This is a genomic window from Desulfitobacterium dehalogenans ATCC 51507 (assembly GCF_000243155.2).
In the GTDB taxonomy this organism is placed as follows: Bacteria; Bacillota; Desulfitobacteriia; order Desulfitobacteriales; family Desulfitobacteriaceae; genus Desulfitobacterium; species Desulfitobacterium dehalogenans.
The window spans coordinates 3,382,523-3,402,022 of sequence record NC_018017.1 but is presented as its reverse complement, the minus strand read 5'-3'; the positions used below and the strand labels follow the sequence as shown (position 1 = coordinate 3,402,022).

General features: G+C 47.6%; 18 protein-coding genes and 1 pseudogene. All 19 read left to right on the top strand.

What is annotated here, in order from left to right; all coding sequences use genetic code 11:
* Window positions 1-300: 300 nt before the first annotated feature.
* The 19 genes and pseudogenes from DESDE_RS16510 to DESDE_RS16420 all read left to right on the top strand — a co-directional run bounded on the left by DESDE_RS16510 (window position 301) and on the right by DESDE_RS16420 (window position 19,470).
* Complete coding sequence (locus DESDE_RS16510) at window positions 301-939, top strand: UPF0236 family transposase-like protein (protein WP_014795166.1); 639 nt, start codon at window positions 301-303, stop codon at window positions 937-939.
* Complete coding sequence (locus DESDE_RS16505) at window positions 840-4,106, top strand: RHS repeat-associated core domain-containing protein (protein ID WP_345787849.1); 3,267 nt, start codon at window positions 840-842, stop codon at window positions 4,104-4,106. Before DESDE_RS16510 ends, DESDE_RS16505 begins: the two co-directional genes overlap by 100 nt.
* A gap of 5 nt (window positions 4,107-4,111) precedes the next feature.
* The gene (locus DESDE_RS16500; protein ID WP_014795164.1) at window positions 4,112-4,534 is read left to right on the top strand and encodes a hypothetical protein; all 423 of its coding nucleotides are present in this window, start codon (window positions 4,112-4,114) and stop codon (window positions 4,532-4,534) included.
* Window positions 4,535-5,366: 832 nt separating this feature from the next.
* Window positions 5,367-6,605: pseudogene (locus DESDE_RS23040) on the top strand (IS110 family RNA-guided transposase).
* A gap of 179 nt (window positions 6,606-6,784) precedes the next feature.
* Window positions 6,785-7,051, top strand: a complete 267-nt coding sequence (locus DESDE_RS21335) for a TNT domain-containing protein (RefSeq protein ID WP_158309877.1) — start codon at window positions 6,785-6,787, stop codon at window positions 7,049-7,051.
* A 1-nt stretch (window position 7,052) separates the two neighbouring features.
* On the top strand, window positions 7,053-7,286 hold the full coding sequence (locus tag DESDE_RS16485; protein WP_014795163.1) for a hypothetical protein: 234 nt from the start codon (window positions 7,053-7,055) through the stop codon (window positions 7,284-7,286).
* 348 nt (window positions 7,287-7,634) lie between these two features.
* On the top strand, window positions 7,635-8,213 hold the full coding sequence (gene pduL / locus DESDE_RS16480) for a phosphate propanoyltransferase (RefSeq protein WP_014795162.1): 579 nt from the start codon (window positions 7,635-7,637) through the stop codon (window positions 8,211-8,213).
* Window positions 8,214-8,451: 238 nt separating this feature from the next.
* Complete coding sequence (locus DESDE_RS16475) at window positions 8,452-9,696, top strand: BaiN/RdsA family NAD(P)/FAD-dependent oxidoreductase (protein WP_014795161.1); 1,245 nt, start codon at window positions 8,452-8,454, stop codon at window positions 9,694-9,696.
* Window positions 9,697-9,715: 19 nt separating this feature from the next.
* Window positions 9,716-10,357, top strand: coding sequence for a hypothetical protein (locus tag DESDE_RS16470; protein ID WP_014795160.1), 642 nt, complete (start codon window positions 9,716-9,718; stop codon window positions 10,355-10,357).
* A 135-nt stretch (window positions 10,358-10,492) separates the two neighbouring features.
* A complete protein-coding gene (locus DESDE_RS16465; protein ID WP_014795159.1) occupies window positions 10,493-11,416 on the top strand; it encodes a 1,4-dihydroxy-2-naphthoate polyprenyltransferase in 924 nt (307 codons plus the stop codon).
* 161 nt (window positions 11,417-11,577) lie between these two features.
* Window positions 11,578-12,426, top strand: coding sequence for a sugar phosphate isomerase/epimerase family protein (locus DESDE_RS16460; protein WP_014795158.1), 849 nt, complete (start codon window positions 11,578-11,580; stop codon window positions 12,424-12,426).
* A gap of 42 nt (window positions 12,427-12,468) precedes the next feature.
* Window positions 12,469-13,305 (top strand): pirin family protein, encoded by an 837-nt coding sequence (locus tag DESDE_RS16455; protein WP_014795157.1) that lies wholly within the window; start codon window positions 12,469-12,471, stop codon window positions 13,303-13,305.
* A gap of 201 nt (window positions 13,306-13,506) precedes the next feature.
* Window positions 13,507-13,884: a DUF5665 domain-containing protein gene (locus tag DESDE_RS16450; protein WP_014795156.1), complete on the top strand. Its 378-nt coding sequence runs from the start codon at window positions 13,507-13,509 to the stop codon at window positions 13,882-13,884.
* Window positions 13,885-13,902: 18 nt separating this feature from the next.
* Entirely contained in the window at window positions 13,903-14,571 is a 669-nt protein-coding gene (locus tag DESDE_RS16445; protein WP_014795155.1) for a TraR/DksA C4-type zinc finger protein, read from the top strand.
* Between the two features lie 78 nt (window positions 14,572-14,649).
* The gene (gene lspA, locus DESDE_RS16440; RefSeq protein ID WP_014795154.1) at window positions 14,650-15,105 is read left to right on the top strand and encodes a signal peptidase II; all 456 of its coding nucleotides are present in this window, start codon (window positions 14,650-14,652) and stop codon (window positions 15,103-15,105) included.
* Between the two features lie 33 nt (window positions 15,106-15,138).
* Window positions 15,139-16,140 carry an RluA family pseudouridine synthase gene (locus tag DESDE_RS16435; protein ID WP_174270179.1) on the top strand — a complete coding sequence of 334 codons (1,002 nt, stop codon included), beginning with the start codon at window positions 15,139-15,141 and terminating at the stop codon, window positions 16,138-16,140.
* A gap of 337 nt (window positions 16,141-16,477) precedes the next feature.
* Window positions 16,478-17,029 (top strand): bifunctional pyr operon transcriptional regulator/uracil phosphoribosyltransferase PyrR, encoded by a 552-nt coding sequence (gene pyrR, locus DESDE_RS16430; RefSeq protein WP_014795152.1) that lies wholly within the window; start codon window positions 16,478-16,480, stop codon window positions 17,027-17,029.
* A gap of 211 nt (window positions 17,030-17,240) precedes the next feature.
* Window positions 17,241-18,179, top strand: coding sequence for an aspartate carbamoyltransferase catalytic subunit (locus tag DESDE_RS16425; RefSeq protein ID WP_014795151.1), 939 nt, complete (start codon window positions 17,241-17,243; stop codon window positions 18,177-18,179).
* Window positions 18,166-19,470: a dihydroorotase gene (locus DESDE_RS16420; RefSeq protein ID WP_014795150.1), complete on the top strand. Its 1,305-nt coding sequence runs from the start codon at window positions 18,166-18,168 to the stop codon at window positions 19,468-19,470. The genes DESDE_RS16425 and DESDE_RS16420 overlap by 14 nt, the downstream gene beginning before the upstream one ends.
* The last annotated feature ends 30 nt before the right edge of the window (window positions 19,471-19,500 follow it).

The window sequence follows — 19,500 nt, the reverse complement described above, 5'->3', positions numbered from 1 at the left end:
AAACACCTTATGGCGGTAACTAAAACGCGACACAGGGGTACACGGTGGCTCACGGTGTTAGCATTTGAGTGCCGGATAACAAGTGTATTTATGAAAATGTAATATGCAGCTTTTTTGTAGAGTGCCAGCAACGAACAGATAAACCGTCTTGTATCCCATGGTTCATAGTGACTTAGAGTAAAATTATCGTAGGCAAAAAGACAAAAAAAATTAGGAGAAGAGCTAAAAAAACTCTTCCCTAAATCACGAACTTCCTGTAATTTGGTAGTTGCTAAGCCACAAAGAACAGAGGTGCGTGACATGAATAGTTTAACCAAAGAAAAGATAACATTCAAGGATATTGAGAGAGATTTTTACAAAATAGGTTGTGAAGTTGCAAAAATGCTTCTCCAAAGGTTTCTGGAAGAAATCGATCTAGAACTTGCAGGACACAGGGATAAAGCAGTTCTAAGGCATAGAGGCAAAAAGACAACCTTAATCAAGACCCTAATGGGAGAAGTATCAGTCGATCGAGCGATATATAGGAAAGCTAAAGACGATGGTAGTCAAGAGTATGTTTATCTATTGGATGAAGCTTTGGGAATGGAAACAATAGGGTTTATGTCTCCCAATCTCGTAGAGAAGATCTTGGAATATAGTTGTGAAATGTCCTATAGAGAAGTGGCGGAAGCGGTTTCAACCTTAACGAATCAAACCATAAGCCACCAAGGAGTATGGAACATCGTTCAAGCCGTTGGAGAGAAGCAAATCGAAGCAGAAAAGGTGCTGGTGGAGTCATTTAAGAGAAATGAAGTTACCGCTATAACCCTCTCAACTTACTCCAGGAGGTCGCAGATCCCCTGGGGAATACGACCAGCTTTGCCTATGACCCCAATACCAACCTCGCAGCCCTCACCGATCCTAACGGACATACCACCGGCTATGGCTATGACCCCTTAAACCGGCTGACCCAAGTGACGAGTCCGCTCGGCCATAGCACCCGCTACGGCTATGACCCGGCCGACAATTTCATCTCGGCCACCGATGGGAATGACCACACCAATAATTATACCTACAATCTTAGGCATGGACTCACCTCCCTGACCAATCCTCTGGGGGAACAGGACAGCTACACCTATAGCCCGGTGGGAACCCTGCAAAGCCATACCGATCCCAAGGGCACCACCACGAACTATAGCTATGACCTCCTCAACCGTCTCATCGGCAAGACCTATACTCAACCCCGCCCCCCGGAGGATGTCCCGGCCGGGGGTGAAATTCCTCCTACCGGCAGCACGGGGGAGGAGAGCGAAGGCGCAGGTGAGGACAGCAAAGGCACCGCTGATGAGGGTGCCGCTGAAGACAGCGAGGCTGTGGAGTATGAGTACAACCTCATGGGCAGCCGGATCAGCCTGTTTGGCCAAGAAGGAGTCACTGACTACGAGTATGACTTCATGGAGCGCTTAACCTATGTCAGCTCCCCCACTGCCGAAGAAGTGAGCTATGACTATGATGAACTGGGCCGCAAAGCCCGAGTCATCTATCCGGACGGTAAGGCTGTCGAGTACCGCTATGATCTGCTGAACCGTATTGTCTCCGTCACCGACTGGCAGGGGCAAGAAACCACCACGACCTATGATGCCGACGGCAGGCGTACGGAAACCAAACTTCCGAACGGTATACAAGTCCGTTATACCTATGATGCCTCGGATCAGGTCATCGCCTTCAGTGAGGAAAGGGACCATGAACGAAGGCTCTACACCTACAGTTATGACCGGGCCGGCAACCGTTTGAGTCAGGAGATCCAAGGGGGAGATGACAGCAAGCGCTTTAGCTACCAGTACAATGAGGCGGATGAACTGATCACGAAAACCCAAGGGGATGGGGGCAACCGGATCCGCTATACCTATGACCCCAACGGGAACCTGATCCAGGCGACCACTCAGGGCAACCAAAGCACCACTTATTTCTATGACAGTGAAAACCGGCTGATTCAGATCACTGAACACCAGGGCAAAATCCAGACCTTTGGCTATGACAGCGATGGAAACAGGCTCTACAAAACGGTAGGCGTAGAGTATGAAGGCTATGAGGCCGGGAGCTATGAAGCTGAAAGCGAAGAGGAGAAGATCAGTTCTCTGATGCCGCCTTTAGCCGCCAATTTTGGCCTGTTCGGGCTGCAGAAATTCATTGCGGCGAATGATAAGGGCAATAACGGCAAGGATGGAGACAAAGGGAACAGTGGTAATGATGGGAACAAGGGCAACAATGGAAACAACGGAAACAACGGAAACAACGGCAATAGCGGTAACAACGGCAATAGCGGTAACAACGGAAACAACGGTAACAAAGACAATAACGGAAACAGCAGCAACAGTGGCAACAGCGGAGACAAAAGCAATAACGGAAGCAACGGCAATAGTGGGAACAAAGGAAACAGTGACAATACCAAAGTCCATGATGATGGCAGTGATAAAGTCAAGGGTGGGGACAGCGGAAAGCATCTCGGGTGGTATAAAACCAAGCAGGATGCTAAAGAAAAGTCGGGCAACCCAGGATTACACCTGGGTTGGTACAAACAAGCGGAAAAACCCAAGGGACCTAAAGATCCGAATCACCCGAATAACCCCAATAATCCCAAAGATCCCGATGATCCGACCGATCCCGATAATCCCGACAACCCAAACCCAGATAAACCCTTGAACAAGCCCGATGCCTATGAGGTCATTAACTATTTCAACGACCTCTCTGTGGAACACACTCAAGTCTTAATGACGACGGATAAAGAAGGGGTGTACAGAGGAGTTTACACCTATGGTCTCGAAAGAATAGCAGAACGTGATCTGGCAGCGGTGGAAGGGGTTCCCAATGATCCCCTCTATTACCTGTATGACGGATGGGGCAGTGTGACCCAGCTCATTAATGATGCCGGACACGTGCGGGATAAATACCGCTATGACGCTTATGGCATGCCGATGCCCGGCGGAAAAGTGGGTCCGAACACCCGGCTGTTCAACAATCCTTACGGTTATAATGGTGAAGCCCATGAACAGGAGTCCGGCTTCCAGTACTTAAGGGCCAGGTATTATGACCCTGATGTGGGCCGCTTCATGAGCAGGGACAGCTATCTGGGGAATGTGATGGAGCCGTTGACCTTGAACCGCTATGCCTATGTAAGCAATAACCCGGTGATGTATGCGGATCCGAGTGGGCATATGCGTGAAGCAGGGGATAGCAGCGGGGTCATCGCGATAAAGCAGGGCAAATATAAGCCCCTTGAGTATACTGTAACGCCAGGGGATACCTTAGGAGCGATAGCGCCTAAACATGGCACAACGGTTAATACATTGGTTCGGATGAACAACATTGCTGACCCCAATAGGATCTATGTTGGGCAGAAGATAAAGATCCCAGATCCTAGTGCAGGGAGTCGCGGGGAATATGTCGAAGAAAAGACTGCCGGGAGGCAGGATTATAACAAGGTAGAGTGTCTTGAAATTGAAATTCCTGGTCCTCAGGGGACGGGTAATAGTAAAATTGATTTAAATCCAATGCCGGAAATTACTCATTCAAAAGTGAATGCAGAAAAATATATTGGTAATATTGACTGGAATAAAATAATTGGACTTGATTTGTTTACAAAGATTTATAGTCCTGATGAAATTAGTAAATTTCCAAAAGAAATAACCTATAAAAGTGGTGATTATTCATATACGTATGTACTTACTTTAAGCCATCCAACTGTAGGTCTTTTGGGTGGCATGGAAATGGAGGAAGTAGACCAATATAGTTATCAGCTTGCTTTAACTAATGAACCTCAAGTGAAGATAGGGATTATTGATGTAACTGGATTTGGTAAAGGGGGGAAGTTAACTGGTAAGGGCGCGGGCAGTACGGGTCGTACAGTGGCTAATAATCTTAATGAGCAATTAGTTATGAAACAAGTAAAGTCCAATCCACTGAATGGAGCGACAAAAGTACCAATTGAGTTAAAGGATACTCGATGGCCAGCTACTGATGGATGGGTTAAAATGCAGAATGTAGTAGAAACTTCTGAAGGAAAAATTACTATACATTTTAATTACAATACAAATACTGGTGCAACAGCGGATTTTAAATTTAAATAAAGTAGGTGATTATTATAGCTGTTCTTTCAATTGAACGAATATGGGAGGATGTTGACTTCTTTGAAATTGAGGTCATAGCGCAATCAGAAATTATTAGCGCAAGTGTCAGAAGCTATACAACAGTAGCATCAATCAATGAACTTGCTTTGCGGTTGGCAACTTTCCCCCAAAAAATTGATGACAGATACATTTGGGAAAATGGCGATAAAGGAGATGACTCGACACCATATGTATCTCTTGAGTTTTGGTGCGAAGACAAACTCGGTCACATTGTTATTGAGGTCTATATGGAATTAGATGACGGGGCTTCATATAACAAGCATAATTGTTGTTTCTTTGTCAAGACTGAGGCAGGATTATTAAATAGTTTTGGTAAATCTCTTGTCCTTCTAAATGAACAGGGAATCGGCCAAAAAATAACTCTTTAATTATGGGTAAAGGGTTTAATGGAACTATTCTATTTCACACATAATATTGACTGATTAGAGTTACAATTAAGCCATAGGGGTCAGGGATGACCCCTATGTGAACCTTAATAAATGCGGATTTACGCAAACTATAACCCCTATTGTGACCCCAACGCCGTAATTCCGATCCCGAATAAAATCCTTCCTCCGACCCGCATTGCGGGGCGGTGTGGGCCGGAGCGGGGGCGCTCTGCGACCCCGCTCCTTTAACCTGCTTGGTTTTCGACCCCTAGGTCCACCATGGTTCAGGCTGATTATTTGGGCTTTTGTTTCTCCCGCAAAAGGCGGCCAAATTCGTTTTCAAAGTGCCGAAGGTAAGTTAATCCTACCCCTGCTGTCAGAAGCGGACACAGGGGCATACAATCGCTCACGTTGCTGACATATAGATTGCAGTTGCTGATGCATCAGATATAAACGACAAATACGCAGCCTCAATAGATTGCTGGTAACGAACATATACACTGGATTGTATCCCATGGTTCATGGTGAACCATGGATTTACAGGAAATCTACTCTATGGTAAAATTTGCGTCAGTGGGGGGTATAAGGGGGGACGAAAATCCTCCGTTTTTTCTTTTCTGCATTTGATGCTTTTCACCTTACCGGAGAAATGACTTGCAATAGCTTTCAGACAGAGTTAACATCACACACCAAAGCAAATAACCTGTTTGAAACTGTGAGTCTTGTGGTAGATAGGCTGTCGCGCCCTTGCCCGTTCTGAGAACGAAGGCTATCATCTGAGGTTGCCGGTACTCGGACTTTATGTGGATGGCAGGACAAAAGAAGGGATGATATGCAGAGAAGGGAAAATTACCTCTATGTCGGTATGGACTTGCATAAGGACACCCATACCGCTGTTCTGGTGAATTGCTAGAACGAAAAATTAGATGTAATTGTCATCGAAAACAAGCCCAGCGAGTTTAATAAGCTAGTAAAACGAGTAAATAAAACTGCTGTAAAACTAGGCTTGGCTCCGATCTACGGTTTGGAAAACGCCTATGGCTATGGCAGGAGCCTTGCTGTTTGGCTCATTGAAAAAGGCTATATGATGAAGGATGTTAATCCGTCCCTGGCTTATGATCAACGCAAAAGCGCGCCCATGATGAAGAAAAATGATGAGCACGACGCTTACTGTGTGGCAACGGTGCTGATTAACCAGCTTCACACCCTGCCTGACGCAAAGCCGGAGGACAATCATTGGACACTGTCCCAGCTGGTTAATTGCCAGGACACCCTTGTCAAAGATGGCATTCGGCTGAAAAATGGTTTACATGAGCAGGTTTCTGTTGCTTATCCAAGCTACCATAGATTTTTTTGTGATATTGACCGGAAGACGGCGCTGTATTTTTGGAAACACTATCCGTCACCCATCTATCTGCAGAATAAACCCGTTGATGAACTGTTTGAAGAATTTAAAGCGATTGCGTCCAATACAATGAAACGTAAGATTGAATTAATATTTGAATGTGTCCATCATGATGGTGATACGATACGGGAATACCAGGAATCAAGGGATTTTATCACCCAAAGCCTTGCCCGTTGTCTTGAGCAGCAAAAGGAAGAAATAGCCCTGGTCGATTGTGAAATCGAAAAGATGCTGAGGGATTTTGACTATCAACTGACAACCATACCGGGTGTCAGCATTGCCACACAAGCAAGCTGATTGCCGAAATCGGTGACATACGCCGTTTTGCAAATGTTGATAAACTGGCTCGTTATGCAGGAATTGCACCCATCAAGTATAGTTCCGCCGGCAAAGGCAAGGAGCAAAGCTCAAAACAAGGTAACCGTGAGCTGCACGGATTATTTTACTTTCTGGCGGTATCCATGGTCACGGTTCCCAAGACAGGAAAACCAAATCAGCCTATATTTTACTCCTATTATCAGCGTAAAATCAGCGAAGGTAAGACGAAACCCCAGGCGTTGGTCTGTATTATGCGCCGATTAGTAAACATTGTTTATGGCATGATGAAAAACTAGACGGGGTATCGTCCCCTTTGTGGTTGAGGATCATGTTGTAGAAGAACAATAATGATCGTTATAGCACAGCATTGAAATTATGCCATAATTTTTAAATTGAATACGGATTCCCAGCCTTAATCTGAGATATAGATTCTTCCACCTGAGGGTGCGGGTAAGAGTGAAACTAAAGCATTACAGACATACTATCCACCAAATAACGGCTTCTTAAAAGATCCAGTAAAGACCACATTGAGTCCTGGCACGAAAATTGATAGATATGGCTATCCGTCTGGATATTATGCATCGCCAGTAGGAACCCCTGCAGAGATGCGTGCTCTGGTACCGGGCTCCTTAGAAAAACCATATACGGTTTATGAAGTAATCAAACCGGTTGATACTTTATCTGGTCAAGCAATGCCATGGTTCGGTCAACCAGGGTTAGGAACTCAGTATAAATTTACCCAATCCATTGAAAACATGCTCAAGCAGGACATAATAAAGGAGGTGGGTAAATAACATGACAAAAAAAGAATTAATTAAACTTTTAGAAAAAGATAATATTCCTAAAAACAGCTACAGCTTAGATGGAGGACTTCCAAATGATAGATTGTGCTTAGATAAGACTCATTCGGGATGGGTGGTCTACTATACTGAGATGGGTGAAAAATACGAAGAAATTGGTTTCGCTTCCGAAGAAGATGCGTGTGAATATTTTTATAGACGTATAAGAGAAATGACCGGACGAAAATGACAGAATAAACAAATACCAAAGGACCTTCGAAGTTCATCTTCGGAGGCCCTTTTTCTCGTAAAGGATCTGACCCCCTCATAATTCGACAAAACTCGAAAGAATAGCAGAACGTGTCTGGCAGCAGTTGAAGGAGTTCTCAATACTTGATTTTTTGCAAGATAGATTTGAGCAAAATCGGTTTTGTTTTCGTACAGCATGTAATGTCCCAAGAAACTTTGGGAAATGCTAAGAAAAACCCTTAAGCTAAAGTAGCAATTTTCAGATACAGATTTTTGCCGAATTGTGGAGTATAATTAATCAATGTGTAGATGAGGAGACTCGTAAAATTTAAGCCAGGAGGTTATTATAATGCAAACCTTTAAAGTTCCCGTAGGAATTTCCAATCGACATGTTCATCTTTCAGAAGAACATATCGAAATTTTATTTGGTGCCGGACATCAATTGACTCGGACCAAGGATTTATCCCAGCCCGGTCAGTTTGCCAGTGAAGAAATGGTGACCTTGGTCGGTCCTAAGGGCTCCATGCCCAATGTGCGGGTGCTTGGACCGGCACGCAAAGCGACTCAAGTGGAGCTGGCGGCTACGGACACCTTTAAGCTTGGCGTCAAACCCCCGGTGCGGGATTCGGGAGATCTTTCAGGAACCCCTGGGCTGGAGCTGGTAGGCCCTGCCGGAAAAGTGCAGATTGAAGCCGGAACCATTATTGCAGCTCGTCATATTCATATGACTCCGGAAGATGCTGAGAAATACGGTTTAAAAGATGGGGACCATGTCAAGGTCCAGGTCAATGGACCACGGGCTGGTGTTTTTGAACGAGTATTGATTCGAGTTAACCCCAATTATGCCTTGGACATGCATGTGGATACAGATGAGGGTAATGCCTTTGGTTTAAAAAACGGGGATTTGCTGGACGCTATTATTGAATAAGAGAGTATTTATCTTAAAAGGGCTGCAGTGGGTATCACACTGCGGTCTTTTTTTACCCTATCAGAAAGCATAAAGGTTTAGGACAGTAAGTACGAGAGTAGTGCTTTCGCGGTGCCTGCCGAGTTTTGTTTAATGATGAGGTCGGAAAGGGAAGATTGGTTTAGGTTAAGAAAATAGTGTATTATAGTATATTAAGAGATTTAAGAAGACGAAGGATCTAGGATAAGGGGGGATTGTCATGCCTGAAGGGGTAAAACTCAAGGTCGCCGTGGTGGGAGGGGGTGCCGCCGGCTTGTTGGCAGCGGTAATCGCTGGGCAGGAAGGGGCCGAGGTCTCCATACTGGAAAGGAACCAAAGAGTAGGCAAGAAAATCCTGACCACGGGCAATGGGCGTTGTAACTTAACCAATATGGATTTGCATAGTTCACATTATCATGGCCAAAATCCAAAATTTGCTTATAGTGCTTTACAAAGCTTCGATAATCACCGAGCCATAGATTTCTTTGAGCGATTGGGTATTGCTCATAAGGTTGAGGAGGAGGGGAAGGTCTTTCCTTTTTCCAATCAAGCCTCCAGCGTTTTGGATGTTTTGCGCTATGAAGTGGAACGCTTGGGGATCGAGACGATTACCGAATCCGAAGTGAAAGAGATTCACAAGGTGAGCCAAGGCTTTGAATTGGTCCTCAAGGAGGGAAAGAGGCATTTTGCTCATCGGGTTATCCTGGCTGCCGGAGGTAAGGCTGCTCCCAATCTGGGCTCCAATGGCAGTGGCTATGCTTTGGCCGAGAAGCTGGGGCATCGTGTTGTGGAACCTTTTCCCGCTTTAGTCCAACTTAAACTGGAGTCCCCTTTCCTCAAGCAGATTAAAGGGATTAAATTTGATGGAGAGGCGGAAGTGCTGGTCAAGGGGAAAACTTTGGCCAAAGCCCAGGGGGAAATCTTATTTACGGAATATGGGATTTCCGGGCCCCCGATTTTCCAATTAAGTCGGACGGCTGCCGAAAAACTCAGGATGAAGAATGAAGTCTGGCTTAAAGTGGTGCTCCTCCCCGCTTGGTCCAGGGAAAGGCTTGACCAGTATCTGCGCAAGCGGTGGGAGGATTCTCCGGAAAAGAGCGTGCATTTCAGCTTTGTCGGCTTCATCAATAAGCAGTTGGTCCCCGTGGTCCTCAAACAGGTTGGCATTGAAGATATAAATAAGCCGGTGTCTGCTTTGACCTCCCGGGAAAAGGAAGGTATTTTGCACCTGCTTCAAGACTGGCGTTTTCAGGTCACCGGCACCAACAGTTGGACGGCTGCCCAGGTCACTGCCGGGGGTGTTGATGTTCGTGATATCAACCCCGGGACCATGGAATCCAAACTTGTGCCAGGGCTTTATTTTGCCGGAGAGATCCTGGATATTGATGGAGACTGTGGGGGCTATAACCTGCAATGGGCTTGGTCCTCCGGCTATGTGGCGGGGAAGAATGCAGCCGGCGGATGATGGAAGGTGGTGCGGGAAGATGATGACAAAATCCATTGCCAACCCGGAGATTTTTAAATTCATGGATACAGATCAAAAGCAATTCTATTATGGTGCATGTCAGCGCTGGTATCCTACGACTTGGCAGCGCCTTTCCGGCTGTGGTCCTTGCACTGCGTCCAATATCATGTATTATCTTACCCACACCGGGCCTTCTCCTCAGGAGGGTTTTCAGAGCCGCAATGAATGGGTGGCTCTGATGCAGGAGTTGTGGAAGTATGTTACCCCTTCCCTCAAAGGGGTGAATAAAATGAGTATGCTTTATGAGCCTTCGGTGGCATTTGCTCAGACCAAGGGGATTTCTCTTGAAGTGAAGCGCTGTGAGGTGCCTGAGGAGATGCAGCGCCGGCCATCACTGGCAGAGGTGGTGGATTTTTTGGCTGAAGCCTTGGACCAGGACGCTCCGGTTGCTTTTCTCAACTGGTGCAATGGCGAGGTGAAAAACCTGGACCGCTGGCACTGGGTCAATATAATTCAACTGGAGTTCGATGAGGAAAAGAAGAAAGTCTATGGAACGCTTTTGGACGAAGGCCGAATAAAGAAGATTGATCTCGCTTTGTGGTTGGAAACCAGCACATTGGGTGGGGGATTTGTTTATTTTAGGAAAGCAGGGAGCCTTTAGGCTCCTTTTTTCACTGATTTCTTTCTTTATGCCTGTTTAAGAAATGGATATAATAATGCTGTTGGGTTGTCTCTTTTATGGTAAGATGAGAGGGCATCAGTAAGAAAAATTGAGAAATTCAATGAGGAGAGAGCTATGAGTAGTGATTTCAGTTCCCGTTCAACCCAAAAGCGAAATTGGAAGATATGGTGGGAATTAATTCGCCCCCATACCTTGACCGCCGCTACAGTTCCGGTTCTGCTGGGATCGGTTCTGGCCTTGCTTGAGGGGAAGACTCATCTCCTGCTTTTTGCAGCCATGATGATTGCCAGTCTGCTCATTCAAGCAGCGACGAATCTTTTTAACGAATACTACGATTATAAACGGGGATTGGATACGGAGAAATCTGTAGGCATTGGCGGGGGTATCGTACGCCATGGTATGGCTCCCGGCCTGATTATGACCCTTGCTCTAAGTATGTATGGAATCTCGGTGCTGCTGGGAGTCTATATCTGTGCTTCCACCTCCTGGTGGCTGGCGGCGGTGGGGTCCGTATGTATGCTAATGGGTTATCTTTATACAGGGGGTCCTTATCCTATTTCTTATACTCCTTTGGGGGAGTTGTTTTCCGGTTTATTTATGGGCTTTTTGATTATTTTGATTGCCTTTTTCATCCAGACCGGTTATGTCTCAAGTACTGCTGCTTTAGTGGCGGTTCCCAGCGGTATTTTAGTGGGCCTTATTAATCTGAGCAATAATCTGAGGGACCGGGATGGGGATAAGGCCAATGGACGCAGAACCATTCCTGTCCTATTGGGACCGGAAAAGACTATCGTATTTATGGGGATTATGTTTGCTGTTGCTTTTCTCTGGATAGTGGGGCTTGTGGCAGTCCGGCTTATTACCCCGTGGGCTCTTTTGGCTTTACTGAGTATTCCTAAAGCGGCGCAAACGGCGAAAGGATTTGTAGGGAAGGTGGAACCGATTACCATGATGCCTGCTATGAAAGCCAGCGGACAGACCAATACCTTTTTTGGTTTGCTCTTGGCGCTGGGGTTATTGGTGGGGTATTTTCTCTAAGATAAAACTGACTTTTAATGAAGATACTGCCCGCCTAAGGCGGGTTTTCTTTCACTATTTTTTACGGAGCACTGGGCTGGAAGGTTTGGTAAAACCTTGGCGTATATTGATTTTGTGCTCAGCGTTAAGTGAGGGATAGAAAAGAGAGGAGGGGAAAGATTATGAAGGTGCTGGATCAAAAAATAGGTATTTTCTCCTGGTTTGGGTTCGTCCTTCCCTTTGAGGAAAGAATCGCTCTGATACAAGAAACGGGTTTTACAGGAACCTCTCTCTGGTGGGAGGATGAGGAGGAGCCCTTTCCTATGCCCAAGGAACGGATGCCGGCCTTAGTACGGGAAAGGGGATTAATCCTGGAGAATATTCATGTACCCTGGTGTGATGCCAATGCCCTATGGTCCGATGATAAAGCTTTGCGCAGGGCGATCATAACCAAGCATAAGCAATGGCTAGAGGATTGTGCACGGTTTGAGATTCCTTTGCTGGTTATGCATTTATGCGATGGGGAAAATCCGCCGGAGCCCAATGAGTATGGGTTGGAAAGTATGGGAGAGCTGGCAAAGGCTGCGGAGGAACAAGGAGTCCGGATTGCCGTGGAAAATACCCGCCGTAGGGATAGTGTAGAGTATGTTCTTCGGCATATTTCGTCCCGGGCTCTGGGTTTTTGTTTTGACAGCTCTCATCATAGGCTGACGGATCAGGAGGATTTTCATCTTCTCAGATCCTTCGGAGACCGCCTCCTGACCACTCATCTGTCCGACAATGATGGATTAAAGGATCGCCATTGGCTGCCCGGCCATGGAGTGATTGATTGGGTTAAAGTCGCCGGGGCCTTCCCGAGGGGGTATAAGGATTTTCTGACCTTGGAGGTATACCCTACTCCTTGGGAAGTACAAGAGACACCCGAGGAGTTTCTGGTGAGGGCTTATGAGAGAATTGCGGGAGTCAGAACTTTGCTTGAAAAGAATTCAAAACCTATCATGAGTGGTCCCGTTGCACTGCTTGATATATAGATGCTGCGGCTATAACAGTGATGAAAGGAAGGGGAAAATGATATGAAGAAACGTGACATTAAAAAAATGGTCCGCGGACAGAGAGAAACAGACGGCGCAGGCGTCCGTCTCATCCGTGTGCTGGGGAGCCGGGATGTGGAAGATTTTGATCCATTTCTTATGCTGGATTCCTTTGACTCGACGGACCCCTTGGATTATATAGCGGGGTTCCCTACCCATCCCCACAGGGGGATGGAGACCATCACCTATCTGATTTCAGGGGAAATCGAGCATGAAGACAGTCTGGGCAACAAGGACACCATTCATGCCGGTGAAAGTCAGTGGATGACAGCCGGCAGCGGCATTATGCATCAGGAAATGCCCAGGGAAGCCGGCAGAATGCTGGGATTACAGCTGTGGCTGAACCTGCCCCGGGGGGAAAAAATGGCTCCGCCCGCCTATTTGTCCATCACACAGGATATGATGGGCAAGGTACAAAAAGACGGGGCGGAGATCCGCGTCCTGTCGGGTCGCTTTGGAGAAGCCGTCGGAGTGACACCAAACCATATTCCGGCTTCTATCTATGATGTTTCTCTTGCTAAAGGGGGAGAGATTGAAATTCCCACGAACCTGGAGGAAACAGTGTTTATCTTTCTGATTGAGGGAGATGCCTCCATTAACGGAGAGTCGGTTTTATCCAAAACGGCCCTTCTGTTCGGGGAGGGGGACTATATTTCAGTATCCGCTCCTCCGGAATCTGAGCTGAGGTTCATTTTCTTTTCGGCCAAACCCCTGCGTGAGCCCATCGCCTGGGGTGGCCCTATTGTGATGAATACCCGGGAGGAACTGGAGCATGCTTTTGCGGAGCTGCGTAACGGGTCTTTTATAAAACATAACTAAAGGAATTTGCAGTATCCACATCCAGTGTATTCACGAAAGGCAAAAGCCGGTAAACCTCAGAGTTTGCCGGCTTTTCTCGTATCCGGATATTCAGCTTCATAGCAGCAAAAGTTAAAGAGAATTCCTTTTATAAGCAGAATTCAGTGTAATTTATTTTCACCTGGGGAACACTGATTTTGAAACCATGTGAGGTGAAGAAAGTTGACGGCCTCCGAAGAGGAAATGAGACATTCAAAAGAAGAAGCAGAGCGCGTTGATGAAGCTCTGGATGAAGCCCGGGCGCGAAATGCTGAGCCAACCGATTGGGAGGATCTGCGGGATAAGGTAACGGAGCTTTACTTGGTTCTGGAAAGGATCAATCTCACAGACTATATCGCCTATCTCAACAATCCCCGCAGACTTCTTTGGCTTAATTTTGGGGTCGGGCTAGTTAAAGGCTTAGGAGGTGCGATTGGGGCCACCCTCTTACTGGGCCTGTTAGTGATGTTTTTAAAGCGTCTGGTTCTACTCAATATTCCCGTTATCGGCGGAGTCATCGGCGAGATTGTCAAGATCGTCAATGCTCATAATGGATCTTAGACAAGGAGGAGACTTAGCATGGATACCACGAAGTACGCGCAGCTTATTGAACAACTGAAAAAGGATAAACAAGAAGCCATGGAAACAGCTCAGGAAGTGATTACGGGAGATATGAGAGAATCCATAGCCGAACTCTCCTTAATCGACAACCATCCGGCGGATATTGCCACTGAGGTTTATGAGCGCTCAAGAGATGTGGCCATCCGTGACCGTCTCCACCACCGCATCCAGGCTATTGATTCTGCTCTTCAGCGTTATGAGGAGGGGAAGTATGGCCTGTGTGAGCATTGTCAGAAAGAGATTCCCATGGGAAGGCTTGAAGCTTTGCCTTTTACTACGGTCTGTACTGAATGCAGCCGTCTTGAGGAAAAAGAAGAACAGCACTCCCTGCATCGGGACCCTGTGGAAGATGAATATCTCAACATGCCCTTCTCCAGGACGTTTAATGATGGCACGGATCGGGTGGGCTTTGATGGGGAAGATTCCTGGCAGGCCGTGGCCCGCTTTGGCACCTCGGATTCCCCGCAGGATTTGGGAACCAATCGGGATTTGAGTGATCCCAATACATTTTATGAAGATGGGGATGAAGTCATCGGTGCCGTACAGGCTGTGGAAACTCTCGATGTAGAACTGGAGCCCGGATATGAAAATACAGTGTATTATGGGAAAAAGCACGGCCGGACATAGTCCTTATCATGATTGCCCCATCCTGCCCTCCTATGATAATATAGACTGAGCAAATAGAAGTTCTGGGAGGGTAATCGCTTGCTGATATGGATAACGATTGGGGTTATTTGGTTTATTGACCGTGTGTTAAAGGTTTTAATTCAAGGGAATTTTACCCTCGGCGAATCGGTGGTTGTTATCCCTGACTTTTTTCATTTGACGTATGTCTTAAATCCGGGAGCCGCTTTCGGATTACTGCCGGGCCGGACCTGGATTTTTATCCCAACAGCCATTATTGTATGCATCGGGATTGTTTATGCCCAATTTAAGATACCCCGGCAAGAATGGCTGATGCGTTTGACCTTAGGGTTAATTGGAGGAGGTGCTCTGGGTAATCTCTATGACCGCTTGTTTATTGGCAAGGTCGTGGATTATCTTGATTTCCAAATCTGGCCCTTCGTGTTTAACTTTGCCGACAGTGCCATCGTCGTCGGTGTGGGGTTATTGATGATTAAGATGTTTCTTGAGGAACAAAAGGTACATAAAAGGACCTAATTGAAAAAAATGGGGATAGAACAGGGGATAACTATGGAGTGGGAAGGGTTAAATACTGGATTGGACGCTGAAGAACTGGAACTGGAGTTAGAGATCCAGGATAGGGATGACCAGGAATCGGAACCAAAGATGGAGTTTGAGCTTGCCGAAGGAACCCGCTTGGATGTGGGGGTTACGGAAGTGGTGGGTAAAAGCCGCTCTTTTATCCAGGGATTAATCGAGGATGGCCATGTCTTGGTCAATGGGGCCTCCAAAAAGTCCAATTATAAGGTACGGACAAAGGATAAGATTACGGTGGTCCTTCCTCCTCCCAAAGAATTGCAGGTGGAAGCAGAGGATATTCCTCTGGAAATCCTCTATGAAGATGAGGATGTATTGGTCGTGAACAAACCCCAGGGGATGGTGGTTCATCCGGCGCCGGGGGCATGGACCAAGACCTTGGTGAATGCCCTGCTTTACCATTGCCGGAATCTCTCCGGAATCAATGGAGTATTGCGCCCTGGGATTGTCCATCGTATTGACAAGGATACCTCTGGGCTTTTGGTCGTGGCAAAAAATGACTTGGCCCATCAAGGATTAGCTGAGCAGATCAAAGCCCACAGTATGGCCCGCCGGTATCTGGCCATTGTTCACGGAGTCGTGTTCGAGCCCTCGGGAACGGTGGAAGCTCCAATCGGCAGAGATCCTGCCGATCGCAAAAAGATGGCGGTGGTTTTTCAGAATGCCAAAGAGGCTGTGACCCATTATAAAGTCCTGGAGAGGTTCCGGGATTTTACCCTGATTGAAGCCCGGCTGGAAACAGGGAGGACCCACCAGATTCGGGTTCATATGGCCTATCTTAAGCATCCCGTTCTGGGAGATCCTCTTTACGGGCCCCGGAAGAACCCTTTTGGCTTACAGGGTCAGATGCTCCATGCCCAACTTTTAGGGTTTCAGCATCCGCGAACCGGGGAATATATGGAGTTCAGTGCTCCTCCTTCCGAGCTGCTCCAAAAGGTTTTGGAGGGGATTCGCAGGGATGGCCTTATTTCTTGATCAGGCTAAGATGCGGGAAAAAAGGTTTATTAACTAAAAATGGCTTAATTGCTTAGAATATTATGCCAATTTATTCGGACATTGACAGGGGACAAAATCTAATATAGACTAAATTCAATGAAGCCTTTAAAAAGGTCCCGTGAGACACAGAAGGCAGGAAGAAGTAGGGTAAACTGTCTGCTGTGGTGGGCAGTTTTTTTGCACTGTCAGAAAGTATAAGCTTGCGCTATATACTTTCTAAGCATAAGTGCAACCAGCGACTTCGCTTCCGGGACGCGTGAATTTGAAGTTGGCGAAGTCGGGTTTTCTTTATATATGCCGAAAGGAGTGCAACCCTTTGGAAGGAATCACAAAGAGCAAGATCCTTGATGTGGATGGAATTCGTAGGGCAATCACCCGGATAGCTCATGAAATCGTCGAGAAAAATAAAGGAACCGACGGGGTGGTCCTGGTGGGGATTCGCCGCCGGGGTGTACCTCTGGCCGAGCGGATTCAGCAGAAGATCGAGGAATTTGAAGGGGTTAAGCTTCCTTTAGGAATCCTGGATATCACCTTATATCGGGATGATTTGAGCCGGATCGATGTTCAGCCTGTGGTTCATCAGACCGAGGTGCCCTTTACCATTGAAGGGAAAACGGTCATCCTGGTAGATGATGTTCTCTATACCGGGCGCACGGCCCGGGCGGCCCTGGATGCCACCATGGATTTAGGACGAGCGGAAAAAATACAACTAGCCGTCCTCGTGGACCGGGGACATCGGGAACTCCCGATCCGTGCGGATTATGTGGGGAAAAATCTTCCCACTTCAAGCCGTGAGATTGTCTCCGTCTGCATTAAGGAGATCGATGAGACGGAAGAGGTCCTTTTGCTGGAGCGTGTGGATAAATAAAATCCATAGAAGCTGTCCTTTAAGAGCATGAAGCTCAAACTTCATAGACACCCTTTAAGAGCTTTCCAGAGAGTGAGCCAAGGGTAGAGAATGCAGGATACGTGTATCCTTATATCCTCTTGCCTTTGGCAAGGGGATTTTTTGTAACTATGAAGGGTATAAGAACCACGGATTCGTTCAAGGTAATAAAAAGGATAAGGGGAGAAAGAATATGGGCTGGTCACGTAAAGATTTACTGCATATTGAAGATTTGAAACCTGAGGAAATTCAACTCATTCTCAATACTGCCAAACCCATGAAAGACATCATGTCCCGGGCAGTAAAAAAATTGCCTACCTTCCGGGGGAAATCGGTCTACAATCTGTTTTTTGAATCCTCAACCCGCACCCGGACTTCTTTCGAGACAGCGGCGAAGATTCTCGGCGCCGATACCACCAGCCTGGCGGTGGCTCAAAGCAGTCTGAATAAAGGGGAGACCTTGCTGGATACGGTGAGAACCTTGCAGGCCATGAAACCGGATATCGTGGTCATCCGTCACTCCAGTTCCGGGGCGGCCCAGTTTCTGGCGAAAGAGCTCAAGGCCGGTGTAATAAATGCCGGGGATGGACAGCATGAGCACCCCACCCAAGCCCTGCTGGATGTGTATACTATGCAGGAGCGCCTGGGCAGTGTGGAAGGGCGCAAGATTCTCCTTGTGGGGGATATCCTGCACTCCCGGGTGGCCCGCAGCAATGTCTGGGCTTTGCGGAATTTAGGGGCGGAAGTGGTTCTGGTGGGACCGCCCACCTTGCTCCCCCCTGAGATCCACTCCTGGGGAGTGAAGACAACCTTTAATCTGGATGAGGAACTGCCCGGAACCGATGTGATCATGGCCTTGCGCCTGCAGCTGGAGCGCCAGCAATCAGGACTGCTCCCCAGCTTAAGAGAATACTCACAGCTCTATGGAATTACGGCGGAACGGGTCAAAAAGACGGACAAACAGACCTTGATCATGCATCCCGGTCCGGTGAACCGCGGGGTAGAGATCGAGAGCAGTATCGTCAATTCCAGCCAATCGGTGATTGAGGAGCAGGTGACCAACGGCGTCGCGGTCAGAATGGCTATTATGTACTTATTGATGGGAGGGGGAACCGGTTATGTGGTGGATTAAAAATGCTCAGGTTATTGATCCTGCTCAGAACATTTCCGATATCCGGGATGTCTTGATCGGAGAGGGGAAGATTCTCGAGCTTAAACAAGGAATCACCGAGGCCGAAGCCAAAGCAAAATCCGGAGGAACAGAGTGGCAGGAGATTGAGGCCGGGGGATGCTATCTTTTTCCCGGATTGATCGATGTTCACACTCATTTGCGGGAACCGGGCAGAGAGGACAAGGAAGATATCGCCAGCGGCTCCCGGGCAGCCGTCCGGGGAGGATTCACCACCATCCTGGCGATGCCCAATACCACTCCGGTACTGGATCAAAAAGCCCTTATCGAATATGTGGTGAACCAAGGGGAAAAAGTTGGTTTAGCCAGGATTCATCCCATCGCGGCCATAACCAAGGGCCAGGAGGGGAAAGAACTAGTGGAGATGGCGGAGTTGGCTGCCGCGGGGGCGATGGGCTTTTCCGACGATGGAAGAGGAGTTCAGCGGGGGGAAATGATGCGCCTGGCTCTGGAGTATGCCAAACTGACCTCCTGTCCGGTCATCAGTCATTGCGAAGATGAGAGCCTGGCCCATAAGGGAGTGATGCACCGGGGAATAGTCAGTACCCGTCTGGGCTTAAGAGGCATTCCCAGCAGCTCGGAAAGCGTCATGGTGGCCCGGGATCTTCTCCTTGCTGAGGAAAGCAGAGGGAAGCTCCACTTGGCCCATATCTCTGCTAAGGAGAGCGTGGACCTTATTCGTGAAGCCAAAAAGAGGGGGGTGGATGTAAGTGCTGAGGTCAATCCTCATCATTTACTCTATACCGATGAAGCCATTGCCCGGACCCCCTATAGCACATCCTATAAAGTCAATCCTCCCCTGCGCACGGAAGAGGATCGGCAGGCACTCATCGAAGGCTTGCTGGATGGGACGATTGATATGCTGGCTACGGACCATGCCCCCCACACTTGGGAAGAGAAGACCAATCCCTTTGATGAGGCTCCTTTCGGAATTTCCGGTTTAGAGACTGCTTTGGCCGCAACTTGGCAAGAGATGGTGATCACCGGCATTCTTCCGCAAGAACTCCTGATTAAAGCCTGGAGCATGAATCCTGCTCAGCGTTTCAATCTGTCGGGGGGAACCTTAAAAGTCGGCGCACCGGCGGATCTCATTCTTTTTGACCCTGAGCACACAGAGCTCATCGATACGGATTATCTGGCCTCAAAAGGCAAGAACACTCCTTTCCTGGGGCAGAGACTGAAAGGATTCCCCATCAAGGTCTGGGTGGACGGATGCTTGGTTCATGAAATCTAGGGAACCGAAGGGAGAAAAAGGAGGACTTAG

Excerpts from the sequence above, each read along its gene's own strand:
- pduL (WP_014795162.1), top strand. The coding sequence starts at position 7,635 with ATGCAAACCTTTAAAGTTCCCGTAGGAATTTCCAATCGACATGTTCAT.
- DESDE_RS16435 (WP_174270179.1), top strand. The coding sequence starts at position 15,139 with ATGGAGTGGGAAGGGTTAAATACTGGATTGGACGCTGAAGAACTGGAA.
- DESDE_RS16470 (WP_014795160.1), top strand. The coding sequence starts at position 9,716 with ATGATGACAAAATCCATTGCCAACCCGGAGATTTTTAAATTCATGGAT.
- DESDE_RS16475 (WP_014795161.1), top strand. The coding sequence starts at position 8,452 with ATGCCTGAAGGGGTAAAACTCAAGGTCGCCGTGGTGGGAGGGGGTGCC.
- DESDE_RS16465 (WP_014795159.1), top strand. The coding sequence starts at position 10,493 with ATGAGTAGTGATTTCAGTTCCCGTTCAACCCAAAAGCGAAATTGGAAG.
- DESDE_RS16460 (WP_014795158.1), top strand. The coding sequence starts at position 11,578 with ATGAAGGTGCTGGATCAAAAAATAGGTATTTTCTCCTGGTTTGGGTTC.
- DESDE_RS16510 (WP_014795166.1), top strand. The coding sequence starts at position 301 with ATGAATAGTTTAACCAAAGAAAAGATAACATTCAAGGATATTGAGAGA.
- DESDE_RS16445 (WP_014795155.1), top strand. The coding sequence starts at position 13,903 with ATGGATACCACGAAGTACGCGCAGCTTATTGAACAACTGAAAAAGGAT.
- DESDE_RS16485 (WP_014795163.1), top strand. The coding sequence starts at position 7,053 with ATGACAAAAAAAGAATTAATTAAACTTTTAGAAAAAGATAATATTCCT.
- DESDE_RS16420 (WP_014795150.1), top strand. The coding sequence starts at position 18,166 with ATGTGGTGGATTAAAAATGCTCAGGTTATTGATCCTGCTCAGAACATT.
- DESDE_RS16425 (WP_014795151.1), top strand. The coding sequence starts at position 17,241 with ATGGGCTGGTCACGTAAAGATTTACTGCATATTGAAGATTTGAAACCT.
- DESDE_RS16455 (WP_014795157.1), top strand. The coding sequence starts at position 12,469 with ATGAAGAAACGTGACATTAAAAAAATGGTCCGCGGACAGAGAGAAACA.